The organism is Acinetobacter sp. CE-15, from assembly GCF_051059255.1.
Lineage (GTDB): Bacteria > Pseudomonadota > Gammaproteobacteria > Pseudomonadales > Moraxellaceae > Acinetobacter > Acinetobacter guillouiae.
This window is the reverse complement of the sequence record NZ_CP192737.1, coordinates 3,200,010-3,224,228: the sequence shown is the minus strand read 5'-3', so window position 1 is coordinate 3,224,228 and position 24,219 is coordinate 3,200,010. Positions and strand designations below refer to the sequence as shown.

Sequence of the window (24,219 nt, the reverse complement as noted above, 5' to 3'; positions counted from 1 at the left end):
ACAATGAACGTCATTGCGAAAACAATTTTAACCACAAGCTTGATTGGTTTAACAAGTTTTGCCACTGCAAACACAGCGATAAATCAATCAGCGCTTACACCAAGTTTAACCACAGTAAAACAAGCGTTAACATTAAAAGACGATACTAAAGTGCAGCTTCGTGGCAACGTGGTTAAAGCAATCGGTGATGAAAAATATCAATTCCGTGATAGCACAGGTAGCATTACTGTCGATATTGATGATGAATTATGGCAAGGTAAACCGATCGCGGCAAATGCTACAGTGACATTGTTTGGTGAGGTCGATATCGACTATAAACCGACGAAACGTGTAGAAATTGATGTGGATGCGGTGAATTTTTAATTATTTTATCCATTAAAATAAATCACAGCAGATTCTCGTTATATTCGCTAAGACTACATGTGTATGCATGTGGTCTTTACCTATGTTCAACAAGTATGAACAGCAACAAACTGCAGATTTTATTTTGATCAAGGCTTTATCTGCCTAAAAGAGAGATGGTCTATGCGAATTTTGCTCGCTGAAGATGATAGTTCACAAGCTGAAAGTATTAAATCTTGGTTGGAAATGGATGGCTACAATATAGATTGGGTTGAACGTGGTGATCATGCAATTTTAGCCATAGAACAGCATCAATATGATTGCATCTTGCTAGATCGTGGTTTGCCCAAAGCCACTGGCGATGAAATTCTTAAACTGTTAAAACGTCAATTTCCAGAAATTCCTGTGATTTTTCTTACAGCGAGAGACAGTATTCAAGATCGTGTGCAAGGTTTGGATCTCGGCGCAAATGATTATTTGGTAAAGCCTTTTAGTTTAGAAGAATTATCTGCCCGAGTACGGGCACAGCTCAGACAAACCCAAGTCACAAATTTACATGAAATAAAATATGAAAATTTAGTGTTAGATACTCAAGCGAAAACGGTATTTCAGGATCAGCAAGTTGTTCATCTCACTGCAAAAGAATTTCAAATTTTATATAAATTGATGCAAAAGCCTGAACATATTGTGACACGAGAGCAATTGGAAGAATCTCTTTATGCTTGGGGAGATGAAATTGAAAGTAATGCGATTGAAGTTTATATCTATCAATTGCGTAAGAAGATCGGTGGACATTTGATTAAAACAATCCGTGGCTTGGGCTATCGTATGAATAAAGAGCAAGATTGATTATTTCACCGAGCATTTTGAATGATTTCAATAGGATGAATATGACCCAAGCAGTATCACTACAAACCAAGCTGATTAAGACCTCCATGCTCAGTTCAATTGTGGCAGGTGTTTTTGCGCTGATACTTTTGGTCAGTCTTTCGATTTATCACAACATGAAGGTACAAGATGAAATCATGGATGAAGTTGCAGATATGCTTCTGATCTCAGATTTAAGTGCGACGTCTGGTTTTCAATTGGATGAGTTAAGTGATGAATTTGATATTCAATATCGATTGATGAATGGTCAGGTGATGTTGACCCAATCCCCTGAATTTGATTTACAACAGGGGCATGACAATCTTCTGGCGAAGAGTGAAGACAATGGATATGCATTTATTTGGGCAGAGAATAAGTTGTTACGTAGCTACCGAGCGATTGATCAGGATTCCCAGTTAAGCGTCTATGTTATACAGCCCTTAAGTGTCCGTTTTAAAGACTTATTGCACAGTTTTATCAGCTATTTATTGGTTTTATTGAGTCTCTGGTTGCTGCAATGGCTGATTTTACATTTCTCAGTTAAAAAACAATTTAAATCCATTCAACTGCTTTCAACAGAAATTGCAGAGAAAAATGCCAATGATCTCAGCTTAATTCAGCAGCAGCCTGCATTTAAAGAACTTGAGCCAATGGTCAATCAGCTCAATCAAATGCTTGCTCGACTGGATCAAGCTTTAATTGCTGAACAACGCTTTACCGCAGATGCATCACATGAATTGCGCTCGCCGCTTTCTGCGATACAAATGCGTTTGCAGTTATTACAACGCAAATATGCAGAGGTTCCTGAGATTTATCAGCAACTCAATAGTATTCAAAATGATGTGAATCGAGGAACGCTGGTTCTTGAAAATCTTTTGCTTTTGGCACGATTAGATCCAGCGGATGCCAGTGAATTACCGAAGACTTGGATAAGTCTAGAGCAAATGACTCAGCATGTGTTAAGTAGCTTAGATCCATTTATAGATGAAAAGCAGGTTCAGATTCATATCCAAAGTGAAGATGTTCAAGTCTATGTAAATGAAGAATTACTGTTTATTTGTATTCGCAATCTTGTCGATAATGCGATTCGTTATACGCCAGTACAGGGCAATATTTATATTCAGATTGGACCTTTAAACAATAGCAATAGCTTTGAAATTCAAAATGATGGTGAGGGTATTCCTCAAGATATCTTAGATCGTTTAGGTGAACGTTTTTACCGAGCGTTGGGGACCAAAACACAAGGTTCAGGCTTAGGTTTGTCAATTTGTAAAAAGGTGATCGATCTGCATCATGGACAGATTCAGTTTGCTGCTTCCGAATATGGCGGTTTGAGCGTTTGTGTTTATTTACGTTAAAGCTGTACGATTGAATCGGTTATTTTTATTGAGTGTTTAGCATTTCATTGGATCGATTTATAGAGATAGGTTGTTGCATAAAAATCAACAGACAAGCATTAAAAATCAGCTGACAAAATTAAAAAGCAGTATGCGCTGATTCATACTGCTTGTTCCCACGTTTTTTGTTTTAACTTAATCTTTTTATAGTTATTTGGTCAAAATTAGACGATTGTTACGTGTTAAACGTAAGCGATATTCCTCTCCAGCATGCATGATGCGAATTTCGCGCCCTAATGCAAATAAGTTATTTGAATGTAACATCGGAAGAGATTGGTGAGCTTCAGTGTTACGTGTGAATAGGCTAAAAGGTGCGTTCATTATTGTTACTCCGTGTGGGGTGCTGTCTAAGTGATTTAAATGATAATCATTATCGAATAGGTCTGTCAACGATAATTTTTATCATTTATAAAATTTCTATAATTGCTTACAATTCATTAAAAATTCAGGTGTCGATTTTTATGTCTAAACCCAGTATTCATGTGGCTATCGCTTTATTACTTTATCGTGGGAAAGTGTTGGTCGGTTGGCGCAATGCAGATCAGCATCAGGGCAATAAATATGAATTTCCTGGCGGCAAAATTGAAGCAGGGGAAACGCCTGTTGAAGCATGCCGTCGAGAGATCTTTGAGGAAGTGGGAATTGGCATCCAGCAATGGCATGCTTTTGACGTGATCCATCATGTTTATGATGATGTTGAAGTGTTTCTCCATCTTTTTCATGCCACGGTTCCTGAACAATATTTGCATGATATTCAGAAACCTTGGACATGGTATGGGCGTGATCAACTATTCGCGCTGAATTTCCCTAAAGCCAATCAAGCGATTATTCAACGCTTGTACTGGGCGCATCAAATTAAAATCTCCGATAGTCTTTCAGCATTGAGCATAGAAAGAAAACGAGATGACAACGCGCAATTTTTTTATTTTAGAACGACTACAGATCAGATCGCTGTAACACAAATTTCGCAGTTAGATCCAAATGCCTTATCTCGCTTGATCGTCAATATAGAGCTATGGCAACAGCTGCCTGAGCATCTTCAAAAAAGTATAGCTGCTGTACATTATAAACAGCATCAATTGATGGATTTACACATCGGGCAGTTACCAATCGGTCTACGTTGTATAGCAGCATGTCATGATTTGGTATCTTTACAGCGAGCACAGAGCTTAGGCTTTGATGCTGTGATGTTAAGTCCAGTATTTGCAACCCAGACCCATCCTGAAGCCAATGCACTTGGATGGGAAAAATTTGCTGAATATGCCAAGACCTGTGATTTACCCGTCTTTGCATTGGGGGGATTAAGCCAAGCTGATTTAGCGATTGCACAACAGCATTATGCATACGGGATTGCTGGGATTCGAAATTTTTAATCGAGCAGAGATATTGGCTTAAACAGTTATAAACGTTGTAACTGTTTTTGCGCTTCTGCGATGGTCTGTTGATTTTTTAATTGTTGAGCAGCCTGCAAGATAACATTCCAAAAGGTTTTCTTTTGGGATGGGCTTTGCGCATAACTTAAACCACGTCGCGCTAGAGATTCCGCATTCGCATATTGTTTCTTCTGATTGGCAATTTGAGCCAAATAAGAGAACACTTGTGCTGATTGTGGTGCTATACGTTGTGCATGGATTGCATAACGTTCAGCTTCATCCCACTGGCCCTTTTGATACGCAGTTTGAGTTTGTTGGATGAGCTGTTTAAATGCTGGGATATTTTCCCCATCTTCAAATTTTTGCGTTTGAGGCTTGGATTGCGGAGCAATCACGACAGGAACTTTTTCACGTTTAATTTCAGGGCGTTCATAAGGGGTAATTTTTACCCCATCTGGTGTCGTAACCCGATGGTCAGGCTGTTCAGATTTTGGCTTTTCAACAGATTTGCTTGGTTTAGAATTTTGTTGGGGTGTTGTTTGACACCCGGCCAAAGTTAATATTCCACTTAAACTTAGAATATAAGCGATTGTGCTTACATTTCGTTTCATCACAAATTCCTATTTAAAAGCCAATTTACCCGTATATCCAACATGTTTAGATTAGTTGTTATAACTACCACTTGAGATCACATGACCTCTTGAGTCCTGATCTAAACTGTCTTCACTTTCGCGAATATAGTTTTCTATACTATCACTTGAATGCGGCTGTGAAGTGTTTTGTTGCGTATCAGGTGTGGATTGAGGATCAACTTGATAATATGGCATGCCGCACTCTGTCGCACGATTAGGGACAGTGTGGCGTAATAATGGAATATATAGTGCGCCTTCACAGCCTTGTGCTGAAAGCTCCCCAGTTCGAGAGTCTATCCATTGCCATGAAATATCATCTGTTTGACGTAAATTCACTGGTTTTTGGCGTAATTGCTTCATGACATTGATCCAGACAGGTAATGCACCTGATGAACCTGTAAGCCCAGTGATTTTATTGTTGTCTAAGCCTAACCACACCACTGCTAAATTATTGCCAGAATATCCAGCAAACCAAGAATCACGGGTATCGTTGGTTGTACCAGATTTGCCCGCAAGTTTGAGATCAGCAGGTAATGTGTTGTAAGCCGCTTTACCTGTACCCGCAGACATGACTTGTTGTAAGCCAAAGTTCAATAAGAAGGCAGCAGAAGGGTCTATGGTTTGTTGTACATTTAAACCAAAACGTTCTAATAAACGCCCATTAGAATCTACAACAGTACGAATCGCTTTGGTTGGATATTTAAATCCACCTGTTGCAAAGTTACCATAAATACTCATTACTTCCATGGGTGACATATCAACCGCACCAAGGAAAATAGACGGGTAGTTTGGAATCTTTGAGGTCACCCCAAATTTAGACAAGTTATTGCTAAATGTAGAGATCCCAAATTCATTCCCTAAACGCACAGCAGACAAGTTATATGAGTTTGCTAAGGCTTGAGACATCGGAACATAGCCATGACCTGTTCCACTATAGTTCTTTGGTGTCCAGGTTTGATTACCACTGACAGGTAAACTAATTGGCGCATCTTCAATTTGTGATGCCCAGTTATAACGACCTGATTCCAACGCACTTAAATAAATCACAGGTTTAAGTAAAGAACCCACTTGACGTTTAGCATCTACAGTACGGTTAAAGCCAGTAAAGTCTTGGGTTGAACCAACAGCGGCAATCAATTCGCCATTTTCAGGACGGGTAACTAAAACAGCACCTTGTAGGTCTTTTAATCTTGCGGGGTTCGCATTGGCTAAACGGCTCACCGTTTCTCTAAAGCTCTTTTGCACTCTAGTTTGTGCAATTGGATCAAGTGTCGTAAAAATTCTTAAACCTTGATTGGTTAAATCTGATTCTTGGTATTCGGTTTTAAGTTGACGACGTACAATATCTAAGAAGTCTGGGAAGCTTGCTGTACCTAATGTTGGTTTACGCACCACATTGAGCGGACGTGCAATTTCTTTTTCATATTGCGCTTGGTCTAAGTATCCCATCACCAACATATTGTTCAGCACAATATCGCGACGTTTTTTTGCGCCTTCAGGATTTTTCCAAGGGTTAAATAGGGTAGGCCCTTGAACTAAACCAACCAAAAATGCTTGTTGTGAAATATTTAATTCACTGAGCGGTAAACCAAAATAGAATTGTGAAGCCAAGCCATAGCCATTGACAGAATAATTACCACTTTGACCTAAATTCACTTCATTCAAATAGGCTTCTAAAATTTCGTCTTTGCTGTAATGAAGCTCTAATAACAGCGACATCAGGGCTTCATTCACTTTACGTTTTAAGGTCTTTTCAGGGGTTAAGAAAAAGTTCTTAACCAACTGTTGCGTCAGTGTTGAACCACCTTGACGTTTACCACCAGTCACGTTACTGAGTAATGCGCGCGCTGTACCACGGAATGAAATACCGTGATGGCGATAAAAGTTTCTATCCTCTGTAGCAATTAAAGCTTCAATCAAAGGTTTAGGAACTTTATTTAATTTGATCAGGACACGGTCTTCATTGTGTTGCGGGTAGATACCACCAATCAACATCGGTTCTAAACGTGCGATTCCAGTATTGGTCGGTTTGGTGGCTTTTACATCTGTAACTGTATCGCCAGCAAAGGTCACTTGTAGGACTTGTTCTGGATCTACACTGTCACCAAAGTCAAAGCCACGTGTATGCACGTAAATTGTATTCGGTTGGGTAATATAGGTTCCTGATTTGGTATAGCTATCACTGTTTTTATAACCGAGTAATTTGAGCTCTTGTTCAAACTCTATTTGGGCAATTGGCGCAGTTGCATAGATTTCTAACGGGCGAGCGAATACTTTCGCAGGAATATCCCAACGATTGCCTTCAAACTTATCTCGAATAACATTGTCGAGGCGAATTAAGTAGACGCTAAATGCGAGAAATACTGCAATAATTAATACACAAAAAATCAGTGCAATTAAGCCTATACCACGTTCGGTCTTCATATACAGATAATAATACCCAAATTTATTTTCGCTAATCATGCGAAGCTTTTCTTAATTTTGCAATAATAAATCTGTGAAATACACAAATTTAAAGGCTTTTTAAACATTCTCGTTATTTTTCGTATATGAATGATTTTATAAACATATACTGAGAGTGCTATTATATCTCAGAATTTCAGTGGAGCTACCGCATCTGTGCAAATTTCACCAAAGACCTTTCGTAATATCGGTTTAATTGGAAGACCAGATAAATCATCTGTGGTTGATACGCTTTGTCTTATACACGATCATTTATTAAGTTTGGGTCTGCATCCAGTTTTTGATACAGCTACAGCACAACTTGTACCTTATACCAATACACAAACTGTCAGTAAGAATCTGCTCGGTGAAGTGGTTGATTTGGTTATTGTCGTGGGTGGTGATGGTTCTTTATTACATGCTGCACGTGCATTGGTAAAATACAATATTCCTGTACTTGGGGTGAACCGCGGTCGCTTAGGGTTTTTAACAGATATTAAACCCACTGAAGTGCTGTTTAAGTTAGATCAAGTTTTAAAAGGTGAGTTTCAGCTTGATCGTCGCTTTTTATTGGAAATTGAAATTCGCAGTAAAAATGAAATAATTTATGATGCAATTGCTTTGAATGATGTGGTACTTCATTCTGGTAAATCTGTACATATGATTGATTTTGAGCTGAACATTGATGGGCAATATGTTTATCGTCAGCACAGCGATGGTTTAATTGTATCGACCCCGACAGGTTCAACGGCATATGCCTTATCTGGTGGTGGACCGATTTTACATCCAAGTATGGATGCGATTGCTTTGGTTCCAATGCACCCACATACGTTGTCATCAAGACCGATTGTGGTGGGGGGGCAAAGCGAAATTAAGATATTGATTCGTGAAAACCGAGTGTTGCCGATGGTCAGTGCCGATGGTCAGCATAGCGTTTCATTAAATGTCGGTGATAGTTTGCATATTCGTAAACATCCCTTCAAACTAATACTTTTACATCCACCAGGTTATGACTTCTATATGGCTTGTCGTACTAAACTTGGCTGGAATCAAGATTTTGATTCTTTTCAGCGGGATTGACCATGAATATTGAACAGATGCTTTCTATTTTAGATGCTGACATTGTTGAGCGTTTAAAAACTGCGGTAGAAATTGGTAAATGGCCAAATGGTGTGGCGTTGACTGCTGAGCAACGTCAAACCTGTATGCAAGCAGTGATTGCTTGGGAACATCAGAATATACCTGAAAAAGAACGTACAGGTTATATCGATAAAGGGCATAAAGAAGAAGGTGAGGAATGTGATTCGCACGTGCCTGAGCCAGAATTTAAACCGATTCGTTTTATCTAACGGCGCAAAAGATCCCTTGAATCACAGAGTAGTTTCACTTTGTGATTCAAACACTCAATTTAAAAAACAATAATATTTAAACTGTTTCAATCATGATGCTATTAAAACGATAACTATGTTAAAACGATAAATATGTTAAAACGAGAAGTGCGTAATAAGGTGATAAAGATATTCAGCATGATAAAAATCTTAAAAACGATAAAGAGGCTAAAATGCTCAAGTTGCTCAAAACAATAACGCGACTAAAAACAATAACGCTAACTCGACTCAGTTTATTCTGTATCACTGCAATTTCGACCAGTGCATTCGCTGAGCGAACAAGTGATGCAAGAAGTATTCAATGTTTATTAGATGTTACCGTAACCGCAAGTCAAAATTTCCAAACGCCAGTCACACAATATACATCAATTAAAAATGATGGTTATCCCATGCTGTTAATTGGTATCAAGATCCGTAATGCTTATACAGCCGACGTATCAAAAAAGATAAAAACCCATTATCTGTATTGTTTAAGTCTGATTGGTAAGCAAAAAGATGCTTATTTATCTGGTCCTTATCAGCCCAATAATATCGATGTCAAAGTGGGTGATCAGTTGCAACTCATCAATATTCATTCTTCTGGGAAAAGTTATCCCTATTGGGCTGATTTTTATTTTATCCAAAAGCGTGATCAATAACGTTCACGCTTGTGTTTGAAGATGAAATTAGAAACGTGTGTTCCAAAGATACTTTGCTTTACTCATGGCTTCTGGATAGTTATTTACAATACCCATGGTATATAAAGCAATGCCCATTGTTTCAGTGATGGCAATTTCTCCATACTCATGTGCTTGTTGGCCTTCCCAAACCGATTTAAAAACAGCGAGATCAAGCTGCTCTTCTGTTGGGCTACGGTTATCGGTTAATTTAGGCAATTCATGTTCATAAAGTTCACCATCTTGAATACCACAGATAAGAGTTTTGGCATCAGGATTACGCTCAAACTCGCCACCTTCACCTTTAATCACAGCACTATTTTTATAACCTAATTGAAAGGCAGCTTGTTGGTGTGAACTACGATAAGCAGGGTGGAAAATTGCCTGTAAGGTTGCTTTGGCATTGAATGGATTAATCAAACGAGCTAGTGTGTGAATCGGGGAGCGTAAACCCATCACATTTCTAAGATTGATCAAATCTGCCAAGATCGGAGAGATCACATTTAAAGGCAAATAGGCAAAATTTTGGGTGTCTAGTTGCTGTTTGACTTGTGCTTCATTTTGGCAAATTGGAAAGCCTAAGTATTCTAAGACTTGTTCAGTATACACACGGTTCATGGTATGGCCTGATGCACCATGCATCACGATTTTATAACCATGCTTTGAAAGTGTTAATGCTGCCAATAAAAACCACGGGTAATGTTTGCGTTTACCCGCATAAGATGACCAATCTAAATCCACAGCAAGTGGTTGAAAATTCAATTGGTCTTTGGTCGCTTGGACAAAACCTGTCAGTTCATCTACAGACTCTTCTTTGACCCGAAGCAACATTAAAAATGCGCCAAGTTGTACGTCTAAGACTTCATTTTTCAAAATCATTGAAAAAGCTTGATAAGCTTCATCATAAGTTAATGATCGTGCACCATTTTTCCCTTTACCGACAATTCGCACAAACTGCGCAAAAGGATGTTCAAAGTCTTTATAAAGATTGCGTTTTGTATTCATGTCAAATGGATCAAGGGAGAGGAGACAGTGGAATACACTATGCCATAAATGGATCTGAATCGTATAGATATAGACGATATTAGACTAAGGTCTAAGCATAAATTGCACAGATGTTAGGCGAAATTAACATTTGCATAGAGATTGATCATCAAAAATTAATTAAAATAGCCTTGAAGAGCGTTTTATTTTTTATCTCCTGTTCTGTATTTATTCTTTTGGCCAAGGTGCCAGCGAGAATAAATCTTAAACATCGTCATTCGTTGTCATTGTTTTGGAAAACTGTCGTTTTCTGAAGGGATTTTTATTTGCTAAAAACCGACTTCCCAGAAGTTTTTATCGGGATTTTGGGCTGTGTCAGCAAATGGTAGCATTAACATTGGATATTTCTTCAAACAGAAATATAGAAAGAAGTAATTATCATGGCTAAGAAACCGCTGTATAAGTCACTCTATTTTCAAGTGATTGTTGCCATTATTTTGGGTGTGATAGTAGGGCACTACTTTCCAAGTGGTACTCAATTGATCAATGGTGTAGAGAAAAGTGTTCCTGGTTTAGGCGAACAACTCAAACCTTTAGGTGATGCTTTTATTAAGCTCATTAAAATGATTATTGCCCCTGTGATTTTCTGTACCGTGGTCAGCGGGATTGCGGGTATGGAAAGCATGAAATCAGTGGGTAAGACCGGTGGTATTGCACTTTTATATTTTGAAGTCGTATCTACCATTGCCCTGATTATTGGTTTGGTTGTTATCAATATCGCCAAACCGGGCGTTGGTATGAATGTTGATCCTGCGACTTTAGATACCACAGGTATCAGTAAGTATGTGGAATCAGGTGCATCACAGTCTACTGTTGATTTCTTTTTGCATATCATTCCAAATACCGTTGTGGGTGCATTTGCAGAAGGTGAAATTCTACAAGTTCTTTTATTTGCCTTATTGTTTGGTTTTGCATTACATAAACTGGGCGATGCTGGAAAACCAGTATTAAGATTGATTGATCAAATTTCGCATGTGTTCTTTAACATCGTGAATATGATCATGAAACTTGCGCCAATCGGTGCCTTTGGTGCGATGGCATTTACCATTGGTAAGTATGGGATTGGTAGCTTAGCGCAACTTGCACAGTTAATTCTTTGTTTCTATATCACGTGTTTGTTGTTTATCTTTATTATTTTAGGTTCGATCAGTCGTTTCTGCGGATTTAGCATTTTAAAAATGATTCGTATGATCCGTGAAGAATTGTTGATTGTATTGGGTACATCGTCTTCAGAATCTGTATTACCACGTATGCTGAAAAAGCTTGAAATTGCTGGCTGCGAAAAGTCTGTGGTTGGTTTGGTAATTCCAACAGGTTATTCATTTAACCTTGATGGTACCTCTATTTATTTGACTATGGCGGCGATCTTTATTGCACAAGCAACCAATACTCAACTGGATATTTGGCATGAAATTACCTTGCTTGCAGTCTTGTTGATTTCATCAAAAGGCGCAGCAGGTGTAACTGGTTCAGGCTTTATTGTCATGGCAGCAACTTTGGCTGCTGTAGGCAATATCCCAGTCGCTGGTTTGGCTTTGATTTTAGGTATTGACCGTTTTATGTCTGAAGCGCGTGCATTGACTAACTTGGTCGGTAACTCTTTGGCAACGATTGTTGTTGCCAAGTGGGTCGGAAAGCTGGATGTTGAAAAGCTCAATGATGCTTTAAATAACCCTGCTGAAGTGGATCGTAAAATGCTTGAAGAATCAAATCAACCTCAATTGGATTTGCAGAAGTCTTAATTTTATTGTGTTGTAAATCAAGGAAGCTCAGGCTTCCTTTTTTATTGTTGTGATAAAATCGTGTTTCGATTAGAAATCAATTTCTATAATCAAAACTATCTTTAATTAGGTATTCAATGGATAAAAATATTCAAGATATTGCATATCAATTATGTGCGGAATTTATACAAGCAGTTTGTCAGAAAAATTTTAAACAACTTCATTTAAAATTTGGAATATCTCAAGCCGTTTGGGATGAAATTCAAGAAGACGTTTTACATTACTATTTTGATCAAAACATTCCTGAACTAACAATTTCAAATGAGAATTTTGAAGTTTTTCAATATTATCAAGGTGGTTATGGAATAGAGGCCAAATTAGAAACCACGTTAAATGATGAAACAGGAAAATGGGCAGATTTAACATTAAGTGCTGAGCTAATTGAAAAAGAAAATAGAACGTTTCAATTTGCATATCGTTTAATTGAAGTGATGTAAAAACATCACTTTTTAAATGCTCGGACGGCATTGCCTCGCTCGATCAACGCGTGTTGTAAATGTTGAGCGTGTCTCTGATGGGCTTGCTGGCTCTTCATCTGTTGTTGTAGTTTGAGTGCAATCAACTCTTTTGCCACACGTTTATTGGCATGTTGGCTCCGTTCAGACATGACCTTTACACTTATTCCAGATGCAACATGCGTTGCATGGACAGCAGAGTCGGTTGTGTTGACATGCTGGCCACCAGCACCTGAAGCACGGCAGGCCTGAAAAGTGATGGTGTCATCTGCAGGGAGTTGCAACGGTGTATCGAAAAGCGCAATACCTACAAACCAGTTTTTACGTTTATGTTGTGGACGAATTGGACTTTGAAAAGTCCATTGAATTGTACCGAGCCAAGTATTAAGCCATGTTCGGGCATCCTCATTGACACTGAGCAGTACCGAGGAATAACCATATTGAGTCGTATGGCTTTCAATTGTTTGGAGATGGATCTTTTTTGTTTTGGCTTCTTTGTGCATTTCTTCAAGCGTATATTTTACAGCGAGTTCACATTCTGCGGGTCCAAGCGCAGTACTGAGTTGGACGATAGACAATATGAGTGTTCCTTAAAATTAATGTATAAGTTCGAAAATCAAAAAAATGCATGCGAATAAACAGAAATTGTGAGATTCATTAAAATAAGCGTGATTTAATTTTGAATTATTGATTTTCAGCGAACTGATTATAGAAAAATATGTGAACAAAAAACAATCGAAATCGAATAAAAATATGCATTATCAAGCCTCTCAGAATAAATGTTTAAGAAAATTCATGCTTAGCTGAATAATACTATTCGAGAAATTTTTGAAAATATGGCAGAATATGGGGTTTTAAAGATTTTAGAGGATTGGCAGCATGCGCTTTGTTGATGAAGCAGTCATTACCGTAGAGGCTGGCGACGGTGGCAATGGCGTAGCCAGTTTTCGCCGTGAAAAATTTGTACCATTTGGTGGCCCAGATGGTGGTGATGGTGGTCGTGGCGGCAGCGTATATATTCAAGCTGACGACGATACCAGTACCTTAGTAGATTATCGTTATACCCGTAAATTTCGCGCTGAACGTGGTAAAAACGGTGCTGGCGCAAACTGTGCTGGTCGTGGTGGTGAATCAGTTATTCTGAAAGTTCCAGTAGGAACAACCATTGTAGATACAGAGTCTGGCGATATTATTGGTGATTTGGTTGAAGATGGCCAAAAGGTTTTAGTTGCACATGGTGGCGATGGTGGTTTGGGGAATACTCATTTTAAATCATCGACTAACCGTTCTCCGCGTAAATGTACACATGGTATCAAAGGTGAATACCGTGAAATTCGTTTAGAGTTAAAAGTTCTTGCGGATGTAGGTTTATTGGGGATGCCGAATGTAGGTAAATCTACCTTTATCCGTGCAGTATCAGCAGCTAAACCAAAAGTTGCAGATTATCCATTTACAACAATGGTACCGAACTTAGGTGTGGTCGATGCGGATCGTCATCGTTCATTCGTTATGGCGGATATTCCAGGATTGATTGAAGGTGCAGCAGAAGGTGCAGGTTTAGGGATTCGCTTCCTTAAGCATTTGGCACGTACACGTATTCTTTTGCATATTGTCGATGTACAACCGATTGATGGTTCAGATCCTGCCTACAATGCCAAAGCGATTGTGGAAGAATTGAAAAAATTCTCACCAACATTGGCTCAATTACCGATTGTTCTTGTTTTAAACAAACTTGATCAATTAACTGATGATACTCAAGAAGAATGGTGTAATCATATTCTTGAAGAATTACAATGGGATGGTCCTGTATTTAAAACTTCAGGCTTGCTTGAAGAAGGTACCAAACCTGTTGTGTATTACCTCATGGATCAAATCGAGCAACAACGTGAGTTGGAAGACGAAGATCCAGAGTATGCAGCGAAAATGAAAGCATTCCGTGATCAGCTTGAAGCTGAAACACGTGAGCAAACGATTGCTGCAAAAGAAGCTTATCGTGAAATGCGTCGTCAACAACGTCTTGCTGGTATTTTGGCAGAGGAAGAAGATGATGAGGATGAGGATGACGATGGCGAGGATGATGGCGAAATGGAAGTGTACTACGTACGCTAATTTCTAAGAGTATCTATCATTTCCAAAGATACCCATTTAGAAAAGAAAGACCGAGGACAAGATGATAGAAGTGGTAGATGGGCAACGTCAGCTCAAGGCTTTAAAACGTATCGTTGTTAAAATCGGATCATCTTTACTCACAGCAAATGGGCAAGGTTTAGATTTGGATGCAATTTCGCATTGGGCGAAACAAATTGCAGATCTACACAATGCAGGGCACGAGATTATTCTTGTGTCTTCAGGTGCTGTGGCTGAAGGAATGGTTCGTATGAAGCTAGAGAATCGACCCACCGATTTACCCAGTCTACAAGCTTGTGCTGCCATTGGTCAGATGGGGCTAATTCATACGTGGTCAAGCGTGTTGGAAAAGCATTCTATCCAAACGGCGCAAGTCTTGTTAACTCATGATGATCTTGCGGATCGCCGCCGTTACCTTAACTCATGTGATGCACTGCAGAATTTAATTGATTGGAAAGTGATTCCTGTAATCAATGAAAATGACACAGTGTCTACTGATGAAATTCGCTTTGGTGATAATGATACGCTTGCAGCAATGGTTGCAGGGCAAGTTCATGCAGACTTACTGATCATTTTGACTGATCAGCAAGGGATGTTTGATTCAGACCCGCGTTCTAATCCAAATGCAAAATTGTTCCATACTGTTCGTGCAATGGATGAAACCTTGTTTGATATGGCCGGTGGTGGTGGTAAGTTTGGTCGTGGTGGTATGTTGACCAAAGTTCGCGCTGCTCGTCTGGCTGCCAAGTCAGGTTGTCCAACGCTAATTGCCAGTGGTGAAAGTGACAATGTATTGGCTCGTTTAATGGCGGGTGAATTATTGGGTACTTTATTTATTACTGATGATGATCGTGTTACAGCACATCAACAGTGGTTAGCTGCACACCTTCAAACTGCAGGGCGTTTGGTTTTAGATGATGGTGCTGTCAAAGCCATTAAAGAAAACCATCGTAGTTTATTGCCTGTAGGGGTAAAAGCTGTTGAAGGGCATTTTGATCGTGGTGATGTTGTGGAATGTGTTGATCAGTATGGTCATCGAGTCGCGGTTGGACGGGTGAACTTTAGTTCGCGTTCTGCTGAAACTGTCAAAGGTTTGGCTTCGGATAAAGTGTATCAGGTGCTAGGTGAAGCACGTTCTTTAGAAATGATTCATCGTAATCACATGTCGATTTATTGATTAGCTTTAAGATTTCTAAGAAATATAACCCCGCTTTGGCGGGGTTTTTATTTGGGTATGATTAATGGTACTTTTTCGTTGTATAGATCGGATTTAAAAAATTTATGGCCGACCCATGACTTTAAGTAAAAGTGTTGGTCATGGAAGCGAGAGCCTCCTTGTACGCCTTTGCCAAAATTTTCATCGTTATTTAATTTACGTTTGATCGCATTAAAAAAGCTTTTAATATTTTTATCAGGTGTTTTTGAGATCATTCTTAAACTTATTTTTTCTAACGTATCCTCTGTTTCTCGACCACCTTCACCTGCAATCGCATATATACAGTATTCATCTTTGTAGATTTTATCTTTACTGATGTTTTGAGCTTGATCAAAAAAATAGAAGGCAAGATTTTTATGATGATATTGGCTAAGTTGTTTTTGTAAATTATCAGGCGTGGTAATTTTCATTTGAATTTTATGATTTGAATCAAAATATTCTATTGCCATTTCAATTTGATATTTCTCTAATTCGTGTTGAATATAGGGATAGAATTCAGAGAGTGGCATGATGATATTGATATAGGACATTGAAAAATCTCAGTGCTGAATTACGCAAATTTTTTTTCATCTTCTAAATAGGGTAAAACCTGATCCTTACCAACCATATATTGATAGTCGGCCAAATGAAGCATATCTAAATCTTCTTCACTGTTCCCATAGGCGAATATTTTATTATATTGATCTAAATCATATCTTTCTAAGATACGAAGTCGTTTTTGTTCACAACTGCAATCTGGCGTGGAATAGTTGCCAGTAAATTTGCCATCTATGACTTCAGTTCCTGTACAGATCAAATCGATATCTAAGATTTGGCAAATGATTTTGAGGTAAATATCTACAGATGCTGAAACCAAAACAACATCATCGCCATTCATCTGATGTTTTAATAACTGCTGATAAAGATTTTGATCCAGTTGTCGAACTAAGCGTTGAGCGTATTCGTTTGCAATATCTTGAATTTCATTGGCATCGGCTTGTTTAAACATTGCATTAAATAATTTGATACGCATGGAGTTGGCAGGGTAGATATTTAAATAATAGGCCTGAATCCACGGTAAAATTTTGATGCCTTGCTTTACGATATGTCTTTTTGATAAAGCATAGAAAATAAACCCTGTGAAACTGTCTTTTTTACACAAGGTTCCGTCAAAATCAAATAATGCTAAATTTTTAAACGTTTTGCTCGGTGCATACATGTTTCATATCGTCCGTTTACGCGGCTTGCGTACCAGTTAGTATTATAATCACGACTCAATTTAGGCCCAGAAATGACAACTTCAGGCATTATCGCATACATTGGATCTTTGCCTGTTTTATTCTTATAAAGTTTAGTCACTGCAATATAGGTTTGAGTTTTTTCAAAATCTTGCTGCTTCTCGTCTTTTAAATCACTACGTAGTTGTCTCGGTGTGACTAAAATATTATTTTTTGAAAATAAGGCAGTGAGGGCTTTTTCTGTATCTGTAATTGCCGGACGCGGCGCGCCATTTTTATCATACGAGAGTAAATCACCATCGAGTGCCAGATTAGCTTCAGTGAGCTTATCAATCATTTTTTGAAAAGCGGCATTTCGGCTAGAATACATGCCTGAGTTATAGTCAGCAAAACGATAAATCGGTTTATCATAATCTGCTGGATACATCATTAAACGATGGATTCCATAGTATAAACCTCCAAATTGAGTATATAGATCATCACGTAATTCATTGATGTTCATACTGGTGCGTTTATGCTCTTTGGCATAATTGATATGAACCTGCATGGAACCTAATGTGGTGATTGGGTTCATTTTTTCAGCAATATCTTGTCCAACAAATTTGGCCGCACCTGTCAGCGCACTCACATGATAATGCTTTGCCATATAATCAAAGATTTCACGGTAAAGTACGTCTAAATCTTTTTCAGTGCGGACACGACTCATTTGTTTTAAATAGTTATCATCAGGTGAGGGCTGATTTTTTAAAACATTCTCAAAATATGCAGCAACCGTGCCACCAATTGTGGTTCCAAGTTTATCTTCAAATTTCTCATTTAAACGTGTGGTGACTTCTTTTACCGCTTTATCCCCCAAACCTGGCACGACAGGATTGGCAACAAAGTTAGATTCCTGATCAACCACTGCAATGATGGTACAGATATTTTCTTTGTTGGTTGGGATTTTTAATTCATTGGAAATATCGTAGATGTCTTTTGCCCACGAGTCACGTTGATTGACACGATTTGGAATCAGTTTTCTGATTTGCTCTTGTTTTAATTGTTCATCATCTTCATTGGCAAACCACGAACCTTTACCACAAGCGACTAGGCTTAAAGAAAGAGCTAACACGCTGAAAGATTTAAGAAATGCGTGATGTCGAACTAATTTTTTCATGTCGAAGAAAACATACTCAGAAAATGATGAGCCACTATGGCAGATGCAGTATACTATGAAGGTCTAAAAATGTATGAATATATATGTATATTGGTCCTTATCAACTGTCAAATAATTTAATCGTTGCACCTATGGCTGGAGTCACAGACCGTCCGTTTAGGACACTGTGCAAATACTTTGGTGCTGGGCATGCGGTAAGTGAAATGATGACCTCTGATCAGACTTTACGTATGACCAAAAAGAGTTTATATCGGGCAAATTTTGATGGTGAATTAGCGCCGATTTCAGCGCAAATTGCAGGATCTGAACCAGATCAGTTGGCTGAGGCAGCACGTTATCAAGTTGCAAATGGTGCGCAAATTGTTGATATCAATATGGGATGCCCAGCAAAAAAAGTTTGTAATAAACTGGCAGGTTCGGCATTGCTGAAAGATGAAGATTTGGTTGCCCGAATTTTAGATGCAGTGGTAAAAGCGGTTGATGTGCCTGTGACGTTAAAAACGCGGTTAGGTTTTTTAAATGGCCATGAGAATATTATCCGTGTGGCGAAAAGAGCAGAAGAAGCAGGAATTGCAGCCTTAGCTTTACATGGTCGGACCCGTGAGGATATGTATTTAAATACGGCACGTTATAGTTTGATTAAAGAAGTCAAACAGATGCTCTCTATTCCTGTGATTGCCAATGGAGATATCGACAGTCCAGAAAAAGCCAAATATGTATTGGATTATACTGGTGCTGACGCGGTTATGATTGGGCGCGCGGCCCAAGGGCGTCCATGGATTTTTCGTGAAATTGCCCATTATTTAAAAACCGGTGAATATTTAGCAGCACCAGATATTCAAGAAGTAAAACACGTATTACTGGGCCATTTGTCTGAACTTTATCAGTTCTATGGTGAATACTCGGGTTGCCGAATTGCACGTAAGCATATTGCTTGGTACACCAAAGGCTTACATTCTAGTAATGAATTCCGTCAAAATATGTACAAAGTGGAAAGCACGATAGAACAAGCAAAAGTTGTTGAGGCTTACTTTAATCACTTGCTTGAACAAGGCAATACGATGAGTGATGTACAGGTTGAGTCGCTAAATTTATTGGATGTGTAATCAATAAGGTGTAATTAGTATGGAAGCGAACTCCCATACTGAATCAACCAATCAGCAAATGTTTTTTTAATGCATCGTTTAAAGGATAAATACGTTGTTTAGGCAAGAGCTTTTCAGCGTGTTTATACTGTCCTAGACGTCGAAATTGCGCCATCTTATTTACAAGAGGCGTGATATCTTGGATTGAGTGAATCGCCGTGTTGTTAAACGCTTGAATTAAAAAACGACTAATCCCAATTTGAATACTACGCTGTTCAAGCTTAGTTCCTTTTAAATTCCGTTCAGGATCCCACTGAATATGAACTTTGGCATTTTCAAAAGACTCAAACCAGTGTTCGCCATTTTTATGCGCTGAAAGTGTCGGGTCGGTATGGATACTTTGCTGTAGTAAATATTCCCAAAAATCACGTTTGATACGGATTGCCAAAATATGATTTTGGTTGGATTTTGTTGCCCAATGACTTCTTTCCATTAGCCATAAAAATGAAGGTTTTATCCATGTCATTCTGTGAAAGGAAAAGGGCGAAACAAACTTTTGTTGTTGTACCGCCAATTGTGCAATTTGTTGGTTATAGGCTTGATAAACTGTAATCGTGTCGCGGTCATATAGCGCACGTATTTGATGATATGCAGACATGATAAATCTCACTTGTATTTTGAATAAGTTGTTAAAAAATTTAAAACTTAATCAAATAAGTGGAAAATGATTCACCGATTGGCAAAAAATTTGATTTAACATGAGCATCAAGCTAGCTTTATTGATTTTGTCGCTATTCTAGTCAAAATGGCATTTTTATCAAGCTGATTATATTTCATATACCCACAATGATGGTTTATTTAAGTGATGAATAAAGACTCTTTCAGAATACTGGCACAATACAATATCTGGGCAACCCAGCGTCTTTGTGAAAGTTTAAAAGCTGTATCCGATGATGATTTTAACAAAGATGTTGGTCTTTACTTTAAAAGCATTGTTGGCACCTTGAATCATCTATTGTTGGGTGAACATTATCTCTGGTATTCACGCTTTAAGCAGGGGATATCACCTGCAATTGCATTAAATACAATGATCCAAACTAAAAAGACAGGATTACTGGATGAATTACAAGAGAAGTCAAAAAATTGGATTGAGTTTCTAGAGCAGTTAGATGAAAAAACCTTAAATGCAGATTTAACCTATAAACGCGTTTCTGGACAAGAACTGACTTTGCCTTATGCTGCGGCACTTATGCATGTATTTAATCATGGCACACATCATCGTGGGCAAATTACTGCTGCAATGACAGGATTGGGGTATGCATGTCCTGAACTAGATTTGGTGTATATGTTGGTTGAACAAAGCTAAGCCTAATCAATATAAATAGAAGCTGTTACAGTTCAGCTTCTATTGACAGCTGAGTTGAGTATTAAGAATGGTTCATTTCCACAACCAATTGATTAACCAGATCCTGAGCCTCTAATTCACGAATCTGTCCAACATTACTTCCAGCCCAAAATGCACCAAAGCCAGTATCACCATGTTGCACCGCGAAAGCATTTAGCTGTTTTGCCAAATCATAGGCATAAGGGTAGGCGGCTACATGTGGACGGTCGGGCTGATCAATCCTCGCTTGCCAATGATTGATGATGCCGCGTGCTGGACGACCTGAAATGCTTGAGGTAATTTGAGTGAGTGGATGATCAAATAAGGCCTTGCGATATGCTGCATTGGCGTTTGATGTTTTACATTGCACAAAAGCCGTTCCCAATTGCACGGCATCAGCACCAAGATTTAACATGGCTTTGGCTTGTTGCCCATTCATAATACCGCCTGCTGCAACGACAGGCAGTGAGCTATGCTTTTTGATAAGCGTGACTAGATCTGAGGTTTTAATTGCACCATCAATTTGAGCGTTAAAAATACCGCGATGCCCACCTGCTTCAATACCTTGAGCCACAATAATATCAATCCCAGCTTCTTCAATAGCCAGCGCTTCAGTCAGATTGGTTGCAGAAACTAGAGTGATAATACCGGCCTGTTTTAATTTTTGAATTTGATATTGATGCGGGATACCAAAATGAAAACTTACCGCTTTGGGTTGAGTGTCTAAACACAGGTTTAAAAAATCATCATTGTCTTTAAAGCTCGGGTAGATGCATTTTAATTCTGTGGGAGGATTTGCGCCAAATTTTTTAAATTCAGCTGCTAAATGTTGACTCCACAGCGTATTAGATTCAGTGTTTAATGCTGTTGATTCATGACAGAAAAAATTTAATTGAAAAGGATGTGGTGTTAACGCTTGGGTTTCTTGAATTTGTTGAAGTGCAGAATCTATGGTATTTGCACCGAGTCCTAGAGCGCCTAAAGCCCCTTGATTTGATACTTCCGCTGCCAATAGTGGGGTAGAAACGCCTGCCATTGGTGCAAGTAAGATGGGATGTTTTATCCCTAATTGTTCTAATAAAGACATATTTAAGCTCCTTGAGTTTTAAGTTACTTTGCCCAAGCCAATTGCAATAAGCAAATTATGTTCGGTATTTATTATAAAAATATAATTCAAATACACCTTTAGAGTGTAGCTTATTTTATAGAGGCTTAGATCACATCGGAGTGACTTGGAACAGAGAACCAATCCAGCTTGAGAACGCCATTGCGATAATTCCCCATACCGCCACACGGAAACTACCCTTGAGTATTGATGTACCCGCAAAATAGCTGGATAAGGCACCGAGTATGACCAGAGATAAGATACCGACTACTAAAACAATTTTTTCTAAATATGCTTCGGGGCTAAACAAAATCGACAATGTTGGAAATAAGGCACCTATTGAAAACGATAACGCTGAAGAACCAGCAGCTTGTAATGGTCTTGCCGCAGTTGCTTCATTGATCCCAATTTCATCCCGTGCATGCGCTTCTAAGGCATCTTTTTCTGTGAGTTGAACAGCAACTTGATGTGCCAATTCGGGATCTAAACCGCGTTGAATATAAATGTGAGTCAGTTCTTTAAGCTCTAAGTGCGGGTTTTTTTCTAATTCGCGAGCTTCGATTTTTAAATCCGCCGCTTCAATATCTGATTGAGATTTGACGGAAATATATTCACCGGCAGCCATTGAGGTTGCACCTGAAATCAATCCCGCAATACAGGTAATCAATAGCGTGTGACTAGACGCACCACTCGCTGCCATTCCCATCACTAAACTGGTCACAGAAATGATGCCATCATTTGCACCCAAAACCGCTGCTCTTAACCAGCCTGTACGTTGTATAAAATGCTGCTCTAGGTGATGAGAATGTGGCATAAACAAAACTCCAAGTAACTGAAAGTTGATTCATTGATAATCTAAATATATGACAAATATAAAAAAGCTCCTATATTTAGGAGCTTTTTTTCAGATTAAAACTATTGGCTTGCTTTTTCTTTAACGTCCGCAGCACCTTTTTCAACAGCACCAGCGGCAGTTGCAGTGGCATCTTTAGCAGCATCAACAGTTGCATCGGCAGCATGTGCAGTTGCATCAGCGGCATGATCGACAGCAGTCGCAGTTGCATTTGCTGCATTATCCGCAGCTTTCGCCGTCGCATCAGCTGCATTTTGAGCGGCATGTTCTGCATCATGTTTTGCTTGTTCTACGGCATTTTCAGCATGTTCACCTGTGGTCGCCCCTGTTTCTGGCGCTTTATCTTTATTACAACCAACAAGTGCAATCGTTGCAATCAGACCAAGAGAGAGTAGAAGTTTATTCATTGTCTTGTACCTTTTTTAAATTAATTTTTGGCATCCAGCAGTTGGATGAAATAAATATAAACACAAAAAATAACCAAATCAAAAAATAAAATGTAAAGTTTTTATAAGATCAATTTATCTTATATCGAATAATAGCGCACAAATCTGCTTTTAATAAAAGCTTAATATAATATCAATACACTGCTTTTATAGTTTAACTGCCAATATCAATAAAATAAACAATGGTAAAATTTAAGTTTGTTTTAATGCTGTATCGTTAAAATTAAATCAAGATAAGGTTTAAGATCCACTCAATTTATGATATTAGTTATTTGAAAGTGACCTTGTTGAAAAAAATCTGACAATTTGAAGCTTTGTGGCGCAATATTAGTGCTCAAAAAATTAAATTAAAAGTGAAAAAACATGTTTACAAGCCAATAAAAACAGATAGAATTGAGTGTAAAATGTGAAGTATATCAAATAATTCTGTTGCTGGAAAAAGTCTGAAAAACCTGTGTTTTCGGCTTTTGAAAATGCTGAATTTACAAATTAATTTATGGGGTTTTCTTGAATATGCTTGACCTAAACACATCTCGAAAAGTACCTGATGATTTTGTAGCATATGCTGAAAAACAAATCAGGCAGCTTTTGAACTCTGTCAGTGGTGTAGAGTTCATCATGTTGTGTACTTCTGATGGGTTTGAAATTGCTTTAGTCAACAAGAAAAATATTAGCAATTCTGGAAAGATTGCCGCAGTGAGTAGTTCGATTTTAGCCCTAGTGACCGCATTTGTTTCAGAAATCAATCTCGTTGGATGTCAAACAATTACCTTGGATGCCGAGAACGGAAAAGCACTTTTGACAGCCATTCCTCATCCAAAGCATCCACTGGTTTTAGTGGCGATGACCAACAAAGATATTTTATTGGGACAGATGCTCTATGAGCTTAAATCTACTTCAGAATTACTGATGAGAAATATATAGATAAGCCATTGTGAAAAATGTAACTTCAGTTGCATTTTTTTTGAAAAATGAGATTTGTACTGGGTTTTTTGTATCTGGTATTTGTTGGGTTTTTTCAAAAGTTTTAAATAGTCAAATTAGTCATTTATTTTTTAAATTTCTATTGAATAGTTAATATTTTTTATGCTATTAAAATGAGTGTGGGAAATAATTAATTAAAATTGATTATCAAATAAAATTAAATGGGTATTCAAAAAAAGAATACTAATTTATCCATGTTAGTTAGAAATGAATATTTTTAGCTAAATAGTAAAGTGTTTTAGTAAAGCAAAATAAAAATTGAATTACTA

26 protein-coding genes are annotated in these 24,219 nt (G+C 38.3%); 14 read left to right on the top strand and 12 right to left on the bottom strand.

The features are described 5' to 3' along the window. Positions 1–3 precede the first annotated feature (3 nt). The 3 genes from ACQ7EO_RS14790 (at position 4) to ACQ7EO_RS14780 (ending at position 2,567) form a co-directional block, all read left to right on the top strand. Positions 4–363, top strand: coding sequence for a NirD/YgiW/YdeI family stress tolerance protein (locus ACQ7EO_RS14790; RefSeq protein WP_004820153.1), 360 nt, complete (start codon positions 4–6; stop codon positions 361–363). Between the two features lie 162 nt (positions 364–525). Further along, positions 526–1,191, top strand: coding sequence for a response regulator transcription factor (locus tag ACQ7EO_RS14785; RefSeq protein ID WP_004721888.1), 666 nt, complete (start codon positions 526–528; stop codon positions 1,189–1,191). Between the two features lie 41 nt (positions 1,192–1,232). After that, positions 1,233–2,567 (top strand): sensor histidine kinase, encoded by a 1,335-nt coding sequence (locus ACQ7EO_RS14780; RefSeq protein ID WP_434277837.1) that lies wholly within the window; start codon positions 1,233–1,235, stop codon positions 2,565–2,567. A 189-nt stretch (positions 2,568–2,756) separates the two neighbouring features. Here the strand turns inward: ACQ7EO_RS14780 and hemP are convergent, their stop codons facing one another. Further along, positions 2,757–2,927 (bottom strand): hemin uptake protein HemP, encoded by a 171-nt coding sequence (gene hemP / locus ACQ7EO_RS14775; protein ID WP_004721884.1) that lies wholly within the window; start codon positions 2,925–2,927, stop codon positions 2,757–2,759. Between the two features lie 140 nt (positions 2,928–3,067). Here hemP and ACQ7EO_RS14770 point away from each other — a divergent pair, with 140 nt between their 5' ends. After that, positions 3,068–3,979 (top strand): NUDIX domain-containing protein, encoded by a 912-nt coding sequence (locus tag ACQ7EO_RS14770; RefSeq protein WP_434277836.1) that lies wholly within the window; start codon positions 3,068–3,070, stop codon positions 3,977–3,979. Between the two features lie 26 nt (positions 3,980–4,005). On the opposite strand, the gene ACQ7EO_RS14765 is transcribed toward ACQ7EO_RS14770, so the two are convergent. Together ACQ7EO_RS14765 and mrcB are read right to left on the bottom strand one after the other, a co-directional pair. Then, the gene (locus ACQ7EO_RS14765; protein WP_434277834.1) at positions 4,006–4,590 is read right to left on the bottom strand and encodes a tetratricopeptide repeat protein; all 585 of its coding nucleotides are present in this window, start codon (positions 4,588–4,590) and stop codon (positions 4,006–4,008) included. A 51-nt stretch (positions 4,591–4,641) separates the two neighbouring features. After that, positions 4,642–7,035, bottom strand: coding sequence for a penicillin-binding protein 1B (gene mrcB, locus ACQ7EO_RS14760; protein WP_035371136.1), 2,394 nt, complete (start codon positions 7,033–7,035; stop codon positions 4,642–4,644). A 195-nt stretch (positions 7,036–7,230) separates the two neighbouring features. Here mrcB and ACQ7EO_RS14755 point away from each other — a divergent pair, with 195 nt between their 5' ends. The 3 genes from ACQ7EO_RS14755 (at position 7,231) to ACQ7EO_RS14745 (ending at position 9,079) form a co-directional block, all read left to right on the top strand. Beyond that, positions 7,231–8,133, top strand: a complete 903-nt coding sequence (locus ACQ7EO_RS14755) for an NAD(+) kinase (RefSeq protein ID WP_004721877.1) — start codon at positions 7,231–7,233, stop codon at positions 8,131–8,133. A gap of 2 nt (positions 8,134–8,135) precedes the next feature. Continuing rightward, positions 8,136–8,402, top strand: coding sequence for a YeaC family protein (locus ACQ7EO_RS14750; protein WP_004721875.1), 267 nt, complete (start codon positions 8,136–8,138; stop codon positions 8,400–8,402). Between the two features lie 212 nt (positions 8,403–8,614). Continuing rightward, positions 8,615–9,079 carry a hypothetical protein gene (locus tag ACQ7EO_RS14745; RefSeq protein ID WP_434277832.1) on the top strand — a complete coding sequence of 155 codons (465 nt, stop codon included), beginning with the start codon at positions 8,615–8,617 and terminating at the stop codon, positions 9,077–9,079. 27 nt (positions 9,080–9,106) lie between these two features. Here the strand turns inward: ACQ7EO_RS14745 and ACQ7EO_RS14740 are convergent, their stop codons facing one another. Next, entirely contained in the window at positions 9,107–10,102 is a 996-nt protein-coding gene (locus ACQ7EO_RS14740) for a glycosyl transferase family protein (protein WP_234622824.1), read from the bottom strand. Positions 10,103–10,521: 419 nt separating this feature from the next. Here ACQ7EO_RS14740 and ACQ7EO_RS14735 point away from each other — a divergent pair, with 419 nt between their 5' ends. Together ACQ7EO_RS14735 and ACQ7EO_RS14730 are read left to right on the top strand one after the other, a co-directional pair. Further along, positions 10,522–11,883 carry a dicarboxylate/amino acid:cation symporter gene (locus tag ACQ7EO_RS14735; RefSeq protein WP_004721869.1) on the top strand — a complete coding sequence of 454 codons (1,362 nt, stop codon included), beginning with the start codon at positions 10,522–10,524 and terminating at the stop codon, positions 11,881–11,883. Between the two features lie 116 nt (positions 11,884–11,999). Continuing rightward, a complete protein-coding gene (locus tag ACQ7EO_RS14730) occupies positions 12,000–12,359 on the top strand; it encodes a hypothetical protein (RefSeq protein ID WP_034612168.1) in 360 nt (119 codons plus the stop codon). Between the two features lie 5 nt (positions 12,360–12,364). Here the strand turns inward: ACQ7EO_RS14730 and prfH are convergent, their stop codons facing one another. Next, positions 12,365–12,955 carry a peptide chain release factor H gene (gene prfH / locus ACQ7EO_RS14725; protein ID WP_434277830.1) on the bottom strand — a complete coding sequence of 197 codons (591 nt, stop codon included), beginning with the start codon at positions 12,953–12,955 and terminating at the stop codon, positions 12,365–12,367. A gap of 301 nt (positions 12,956–13,256) precedes the next feature. On the opposite strand from prfH, the gene cgtA reads away from it, so the two are divergent. Both cgtA and proB read left to right on the top strand, forming a co-directional pair. After that, positions 13,257–14,486 (top strand): Obg family GTPase CgtA, encoded by a 1,230-nt coding sequence (gene cgtA, locus ACQ7EO_RS14720; RefSeq protein WP_434277829.1) that lies wholly within the window; start codon positions 13,257–13,259, stop codon positions 14,484–14,486. A gap of 61 nt (positions 14,487–14,547) precedes the next feature. Next, the gene (gene proB / locus ACQ7EO_RS14715) at positions 14,548–15,681 is read left to right on the top strand and encodes a glutamate 5-kinase (protein ID WP_004721861.1); all 1,134 of its coding nucleotides are present in this window, start codon (positions 14,548–14,550) and stop codon (positions 15,679–15,681) included. A gap of 47 nt (positions 15,682–15,728) precedes the next feature. Here the strand turns inward: proB and ACQ7EO_RS14710 are convergent, their stop codons facing one another. From ACQ7EO_RS14710 to ACQ7EO_RS14700, 3 genes are all read right to left on the bottom strand, one after another. Beyond that, positions 15,729–16,169 (bottom strand): hypothetical protein, encoded by a 441-nt coding sequence (locus ACQ7EO_RS14710; RefSeq protein WP_434277828.1) that lies wholly within the window; start codon positions 16,167–16,169, stop codon positions 15,729–15,731. Positions 16,170–16,270: 101 nt separating this feature from the next. Beyond that, on the bottom strand, positions 16,271–16,918 hold the full coding sequence (locus tag ACQ7EO_RS14705) for an HAD-IB family hydrolase (RefSeq protein WP_434277827.1): 648 nt from the start codon (positions 16,916–16,918) through the stop codon (positions 16,271–16,273). Further along, a complete protein-coding gene (locus ACQ7EO_RS14700; RefSeq protein ID WP_270385390.1) occupies positions 16,885–18,093 on the bottom strand; it encodes a DUF1615 domain-containing protein in 1,209 nt (402 codons plus the stop codon). Before ACQ7EO_RS14700 ends, ACQ7EO_RS14705 begins: the two co-directional genes overlap by 34 nt. 83 nt (positions 18,094–18,176) lie before the next feature. Between ACQ7EO_RS14700 and dusB the strand changes: the two genes are divergently transcribed. Further along, positions 18,177–19,199 (top strand): tRNA dihydrouridine synthase DusB, encoded by a 1,023-nt coding sequence (dusB, locus tag ACQ7EO_RS14695; RefSeq protein WP_096733638.1) that lies wholly within the window; start codon positions 18,177–18,179, stop codon positions 19,197–19,199. A gap of 43 nt (positions 19,200–19,242) precedes the next feature. Here dusB and ACQ7EO_RS14690 read toward each other — a convergent pair whose 3' ends face one another. Then, positions 19,243–19,836 (bottom strand): DUF4291 domain-containing protein, encoded by a 594-nt coding sequence (locus ACQ7EO_RS14690; protein ID WP_303576482.1) that lies wholly within the window; start codon positions 19,834–19,836, stop codon positions 19,243–19,245. Between the two features lie 207 nt (positions 19,837–20,043). Here ACQ7EO_RS14690 and ACQ7EO_RS14685 point away from each other — a divergent pair, with 207 nt between their 5' ends. After that, entirely contained in the window at positions 20,044–20,544 is a 501-nt protein-coding gene (locus ACQ7EO_RS14685) for a DinB family protein (RefSeq protein ID WP_434277826.1), read from the top strand. Between the two features lie 61 nt (positions 20,545–20,605). On the opposite strand, the gene ACQ7EO_RS14680 is transcribed toward ACQ7EO_RS14685, so the two are convergent. From ACQ7EO_RS14680 to ACQ7EO_RS14670, 3 genes are all read right to left on the bottom strand, one after another. Then, a complete protein-coding gene (locus ACQ7EO_RS14680) occupies positions 20,606–21,649 on the bottom strand; it encodes an NAD(P)H-dependent flavin oxidoreductase (protein WP_434277825.1) in 1,044 nt (347 codons plus the stop codon). Between the two features lie 130 nt (positions 21,650–21,779). Beyond that, positions 21,780–22,481, bottom strand: coding sequence for a VIT1/CCC1 transporter family protein (locus ACQ7EO_RS14675; protein ID WP_004820198.1), 702 nt, complete (start codon positions 22,479–22,481; stop codon positions 21,780–21,782). A gap of 101 nt (positions 22,482–22,582) precedes the next feature. Further along, the gene (locus ACQ7EO_RS14670) at positions 22,583–22,927 is read right to left on the bottom strand and encodes a hypothetical protein (RefSeq protein ID WP_004820201.1); all 345 of its coding nucleotides are present in this window, start codon (positions 22,925–22,927) and stop codon (positions 22,583–22,585) included. 552 nt (positions 22,928–23,479) lie between these two features. On the opposite strand from ACQ7EO_RS14670, the gene ACQ7EO_RS14665 reads away from it, so the two are divergent. Next, positions 23,480–23,890: a roadblock/LC7 domain-containing protein gene (locus tag ACQ7EO_RS14665; RefSeq protein ID WP_004721835.1), complete on the top strand. Its 411-nt coding sequence runs from the start codon at positions 23,480–23,482 to the stop codon at positions 23,888–23,890. The last annotated feature ends 329 nt before the right edge of the window (positions 23,891–24,219 follow it).

Coding starts and splice junctions, on each gene's coding strand:
- ACQ7EO_RS14665 (WP_004721835.1), top strand. CDS start 23,480: ATGCTTGACCTAAACACATCTCGAAAAGTACCTGATGATTTTGTAGCA.
- ACQ7EO_RS14780 (WP_434277837.1), top strand. CDS start 1,233: ATGACCCAAGCAGTATCACTACAAACCAAGCTGATTAAGACCTCCATG.
- proB (WP_004721861.1), top strand. CDS start 14,548: ATGATAGAAGTGGTAGATGGGCAACGTCAGCTCAAGGCTTTAAAACGT.
- ACQ7EO_RS14685 (WP_434277826.1), top strand. CDS start 20,044: ATGAATAAAGACTCTTTCAGAATACTGGCACAATACAATATCTGGGCA.
- ACQ7EO_RS14735 (WP_004721869.1), top strand. CDS start 10,522: ATGGCTAAGAAACCGCTGTATAAGTCACTCTATTTTCAAGTGATTGTT.
- ACQ7EO_RS14710 (WP_434277828.1), bottom strand. CDS start 16,169: ATGGCAATAGAATATTTTGATTCAAATCATAAAATTCAAATGAAAATT.
- ACQ7EO_RS14730 (WP_034612168.1), top strand. CDS start 12,000: ATGGATAAAAATATTCAAGATATTGCATATCAATTATGTGCGGAATTT.
- ACQ7EO_RS14785 (WP_004721888.1), top strand. CDS start 526: ATGCGAATTTTGCTCGCTGAAGATGATAGTTCACAAGCTGAAAGTATT.
- ACQ7EO_RS14705 (WP_434277827.1), bottom strand. CDS start 16,918: ATGTATGCACCGAGCAAAACGTTTAAAAATTTAGCATTATTTGATTTT.
- dusB (WP_096733638.1), top strand. CDS start 18,177: ATGTATATTGGTCCTTATCAACTGTCAAATAATTTAATCGTTGCACCT.
- mrcB (WP_035371136.1), bottom strand. CDS start 7,035: ATGAAGACCGAACGTGGTATAGGCTTAATTGCACTGATTTTTTGTGTA.
- hemP (WP_004721884.1), bottom strand. CDS start 2,927: ATGAACGCACCTTTTAGCCTATTCACACGTAACACTGAAGCTCACCAA.
- ACQ7EO_RS14790 (WP_004820153.1), top strand. CDS start 4: ATGAACGTCATTGCGAAAACAATTTTAACCACAAGCTTGATTGGTTTA.
- ACQ7EO_RS14680 (WP_434277825.1), bottom strand. CDS start 21,649: ATGTCTTTATTAGAACAATTAGGGATAAAACATCCCATCTTACTTGCA.
- ACQ7EO_RS14750 (WP_004721875.1), top strand. CDS start 8,136: ATGAATATTGAACAGATGCTTTCTATTTTAGATGCTGACATTGTTGAG.
- cgtA (WP_434277829.1), top strand. CDS start 13,257: ATGCGCTTTGTTGATGAAGCAGTCATTACCGTAGAGGCTGGCGACGGT.
- ACQ7EO_RS14675 (WP_004820198.1), bottom strand. CDS start 22,481: ATGCCACATTCTCATCACCTAGAGCAGCATTTTATACAACGTACAGGC.
- ACQ7EO_RS14745 (WP_434277832.1), top strand. CDS start 8,615: ATGCTCAAGTTGCTCAAAACAATAACGCGACTAAAAACAATAACGCTA.
- ACQ7EO_RS14740 (WP_234622824.1), bottom strand. CDS start 10,102: ATGAATACAAAACGCAATCTTTATAAAGACTTTGAACATCCTTTTGCG.
- ACQ7EO_RS14765 (WP_434277834.1), bottom strand. CDS start 4,590: ATGAAACGAAATGTAAGCACAATCGCTTATATTCTAAGTTTAAGTGGA.
- ACQ7EO_RS14670 (WP_004820201.1), bottom strand. CDS start 22,927: ATGAATAAACTTCTACTCTCTCTTGGTCTGATTGCAACGATTGCACTT.
- ACQ7EO_RS14700 (WP_270385390.1), bottom strand. CDS start 18,093: ATGAAAAAATTAGTTCGACATCACGCATTTCTTAAATCTTTCAGCGTG.
- ACQ7EO_RS14690 (WP_303576482.1), bottom strand. CDS start 19,836: ATGTCTGCATATCATCAAATACGTGCGCTATATGACCGCGACACGATT.
- ACQ7EO_RS14770 (WP_434277836.1), top strand. CDS start 3,068: ATGTCTAAACCCAGTATTCATGTGGCTATCGCTTTATTACTTTATCGT.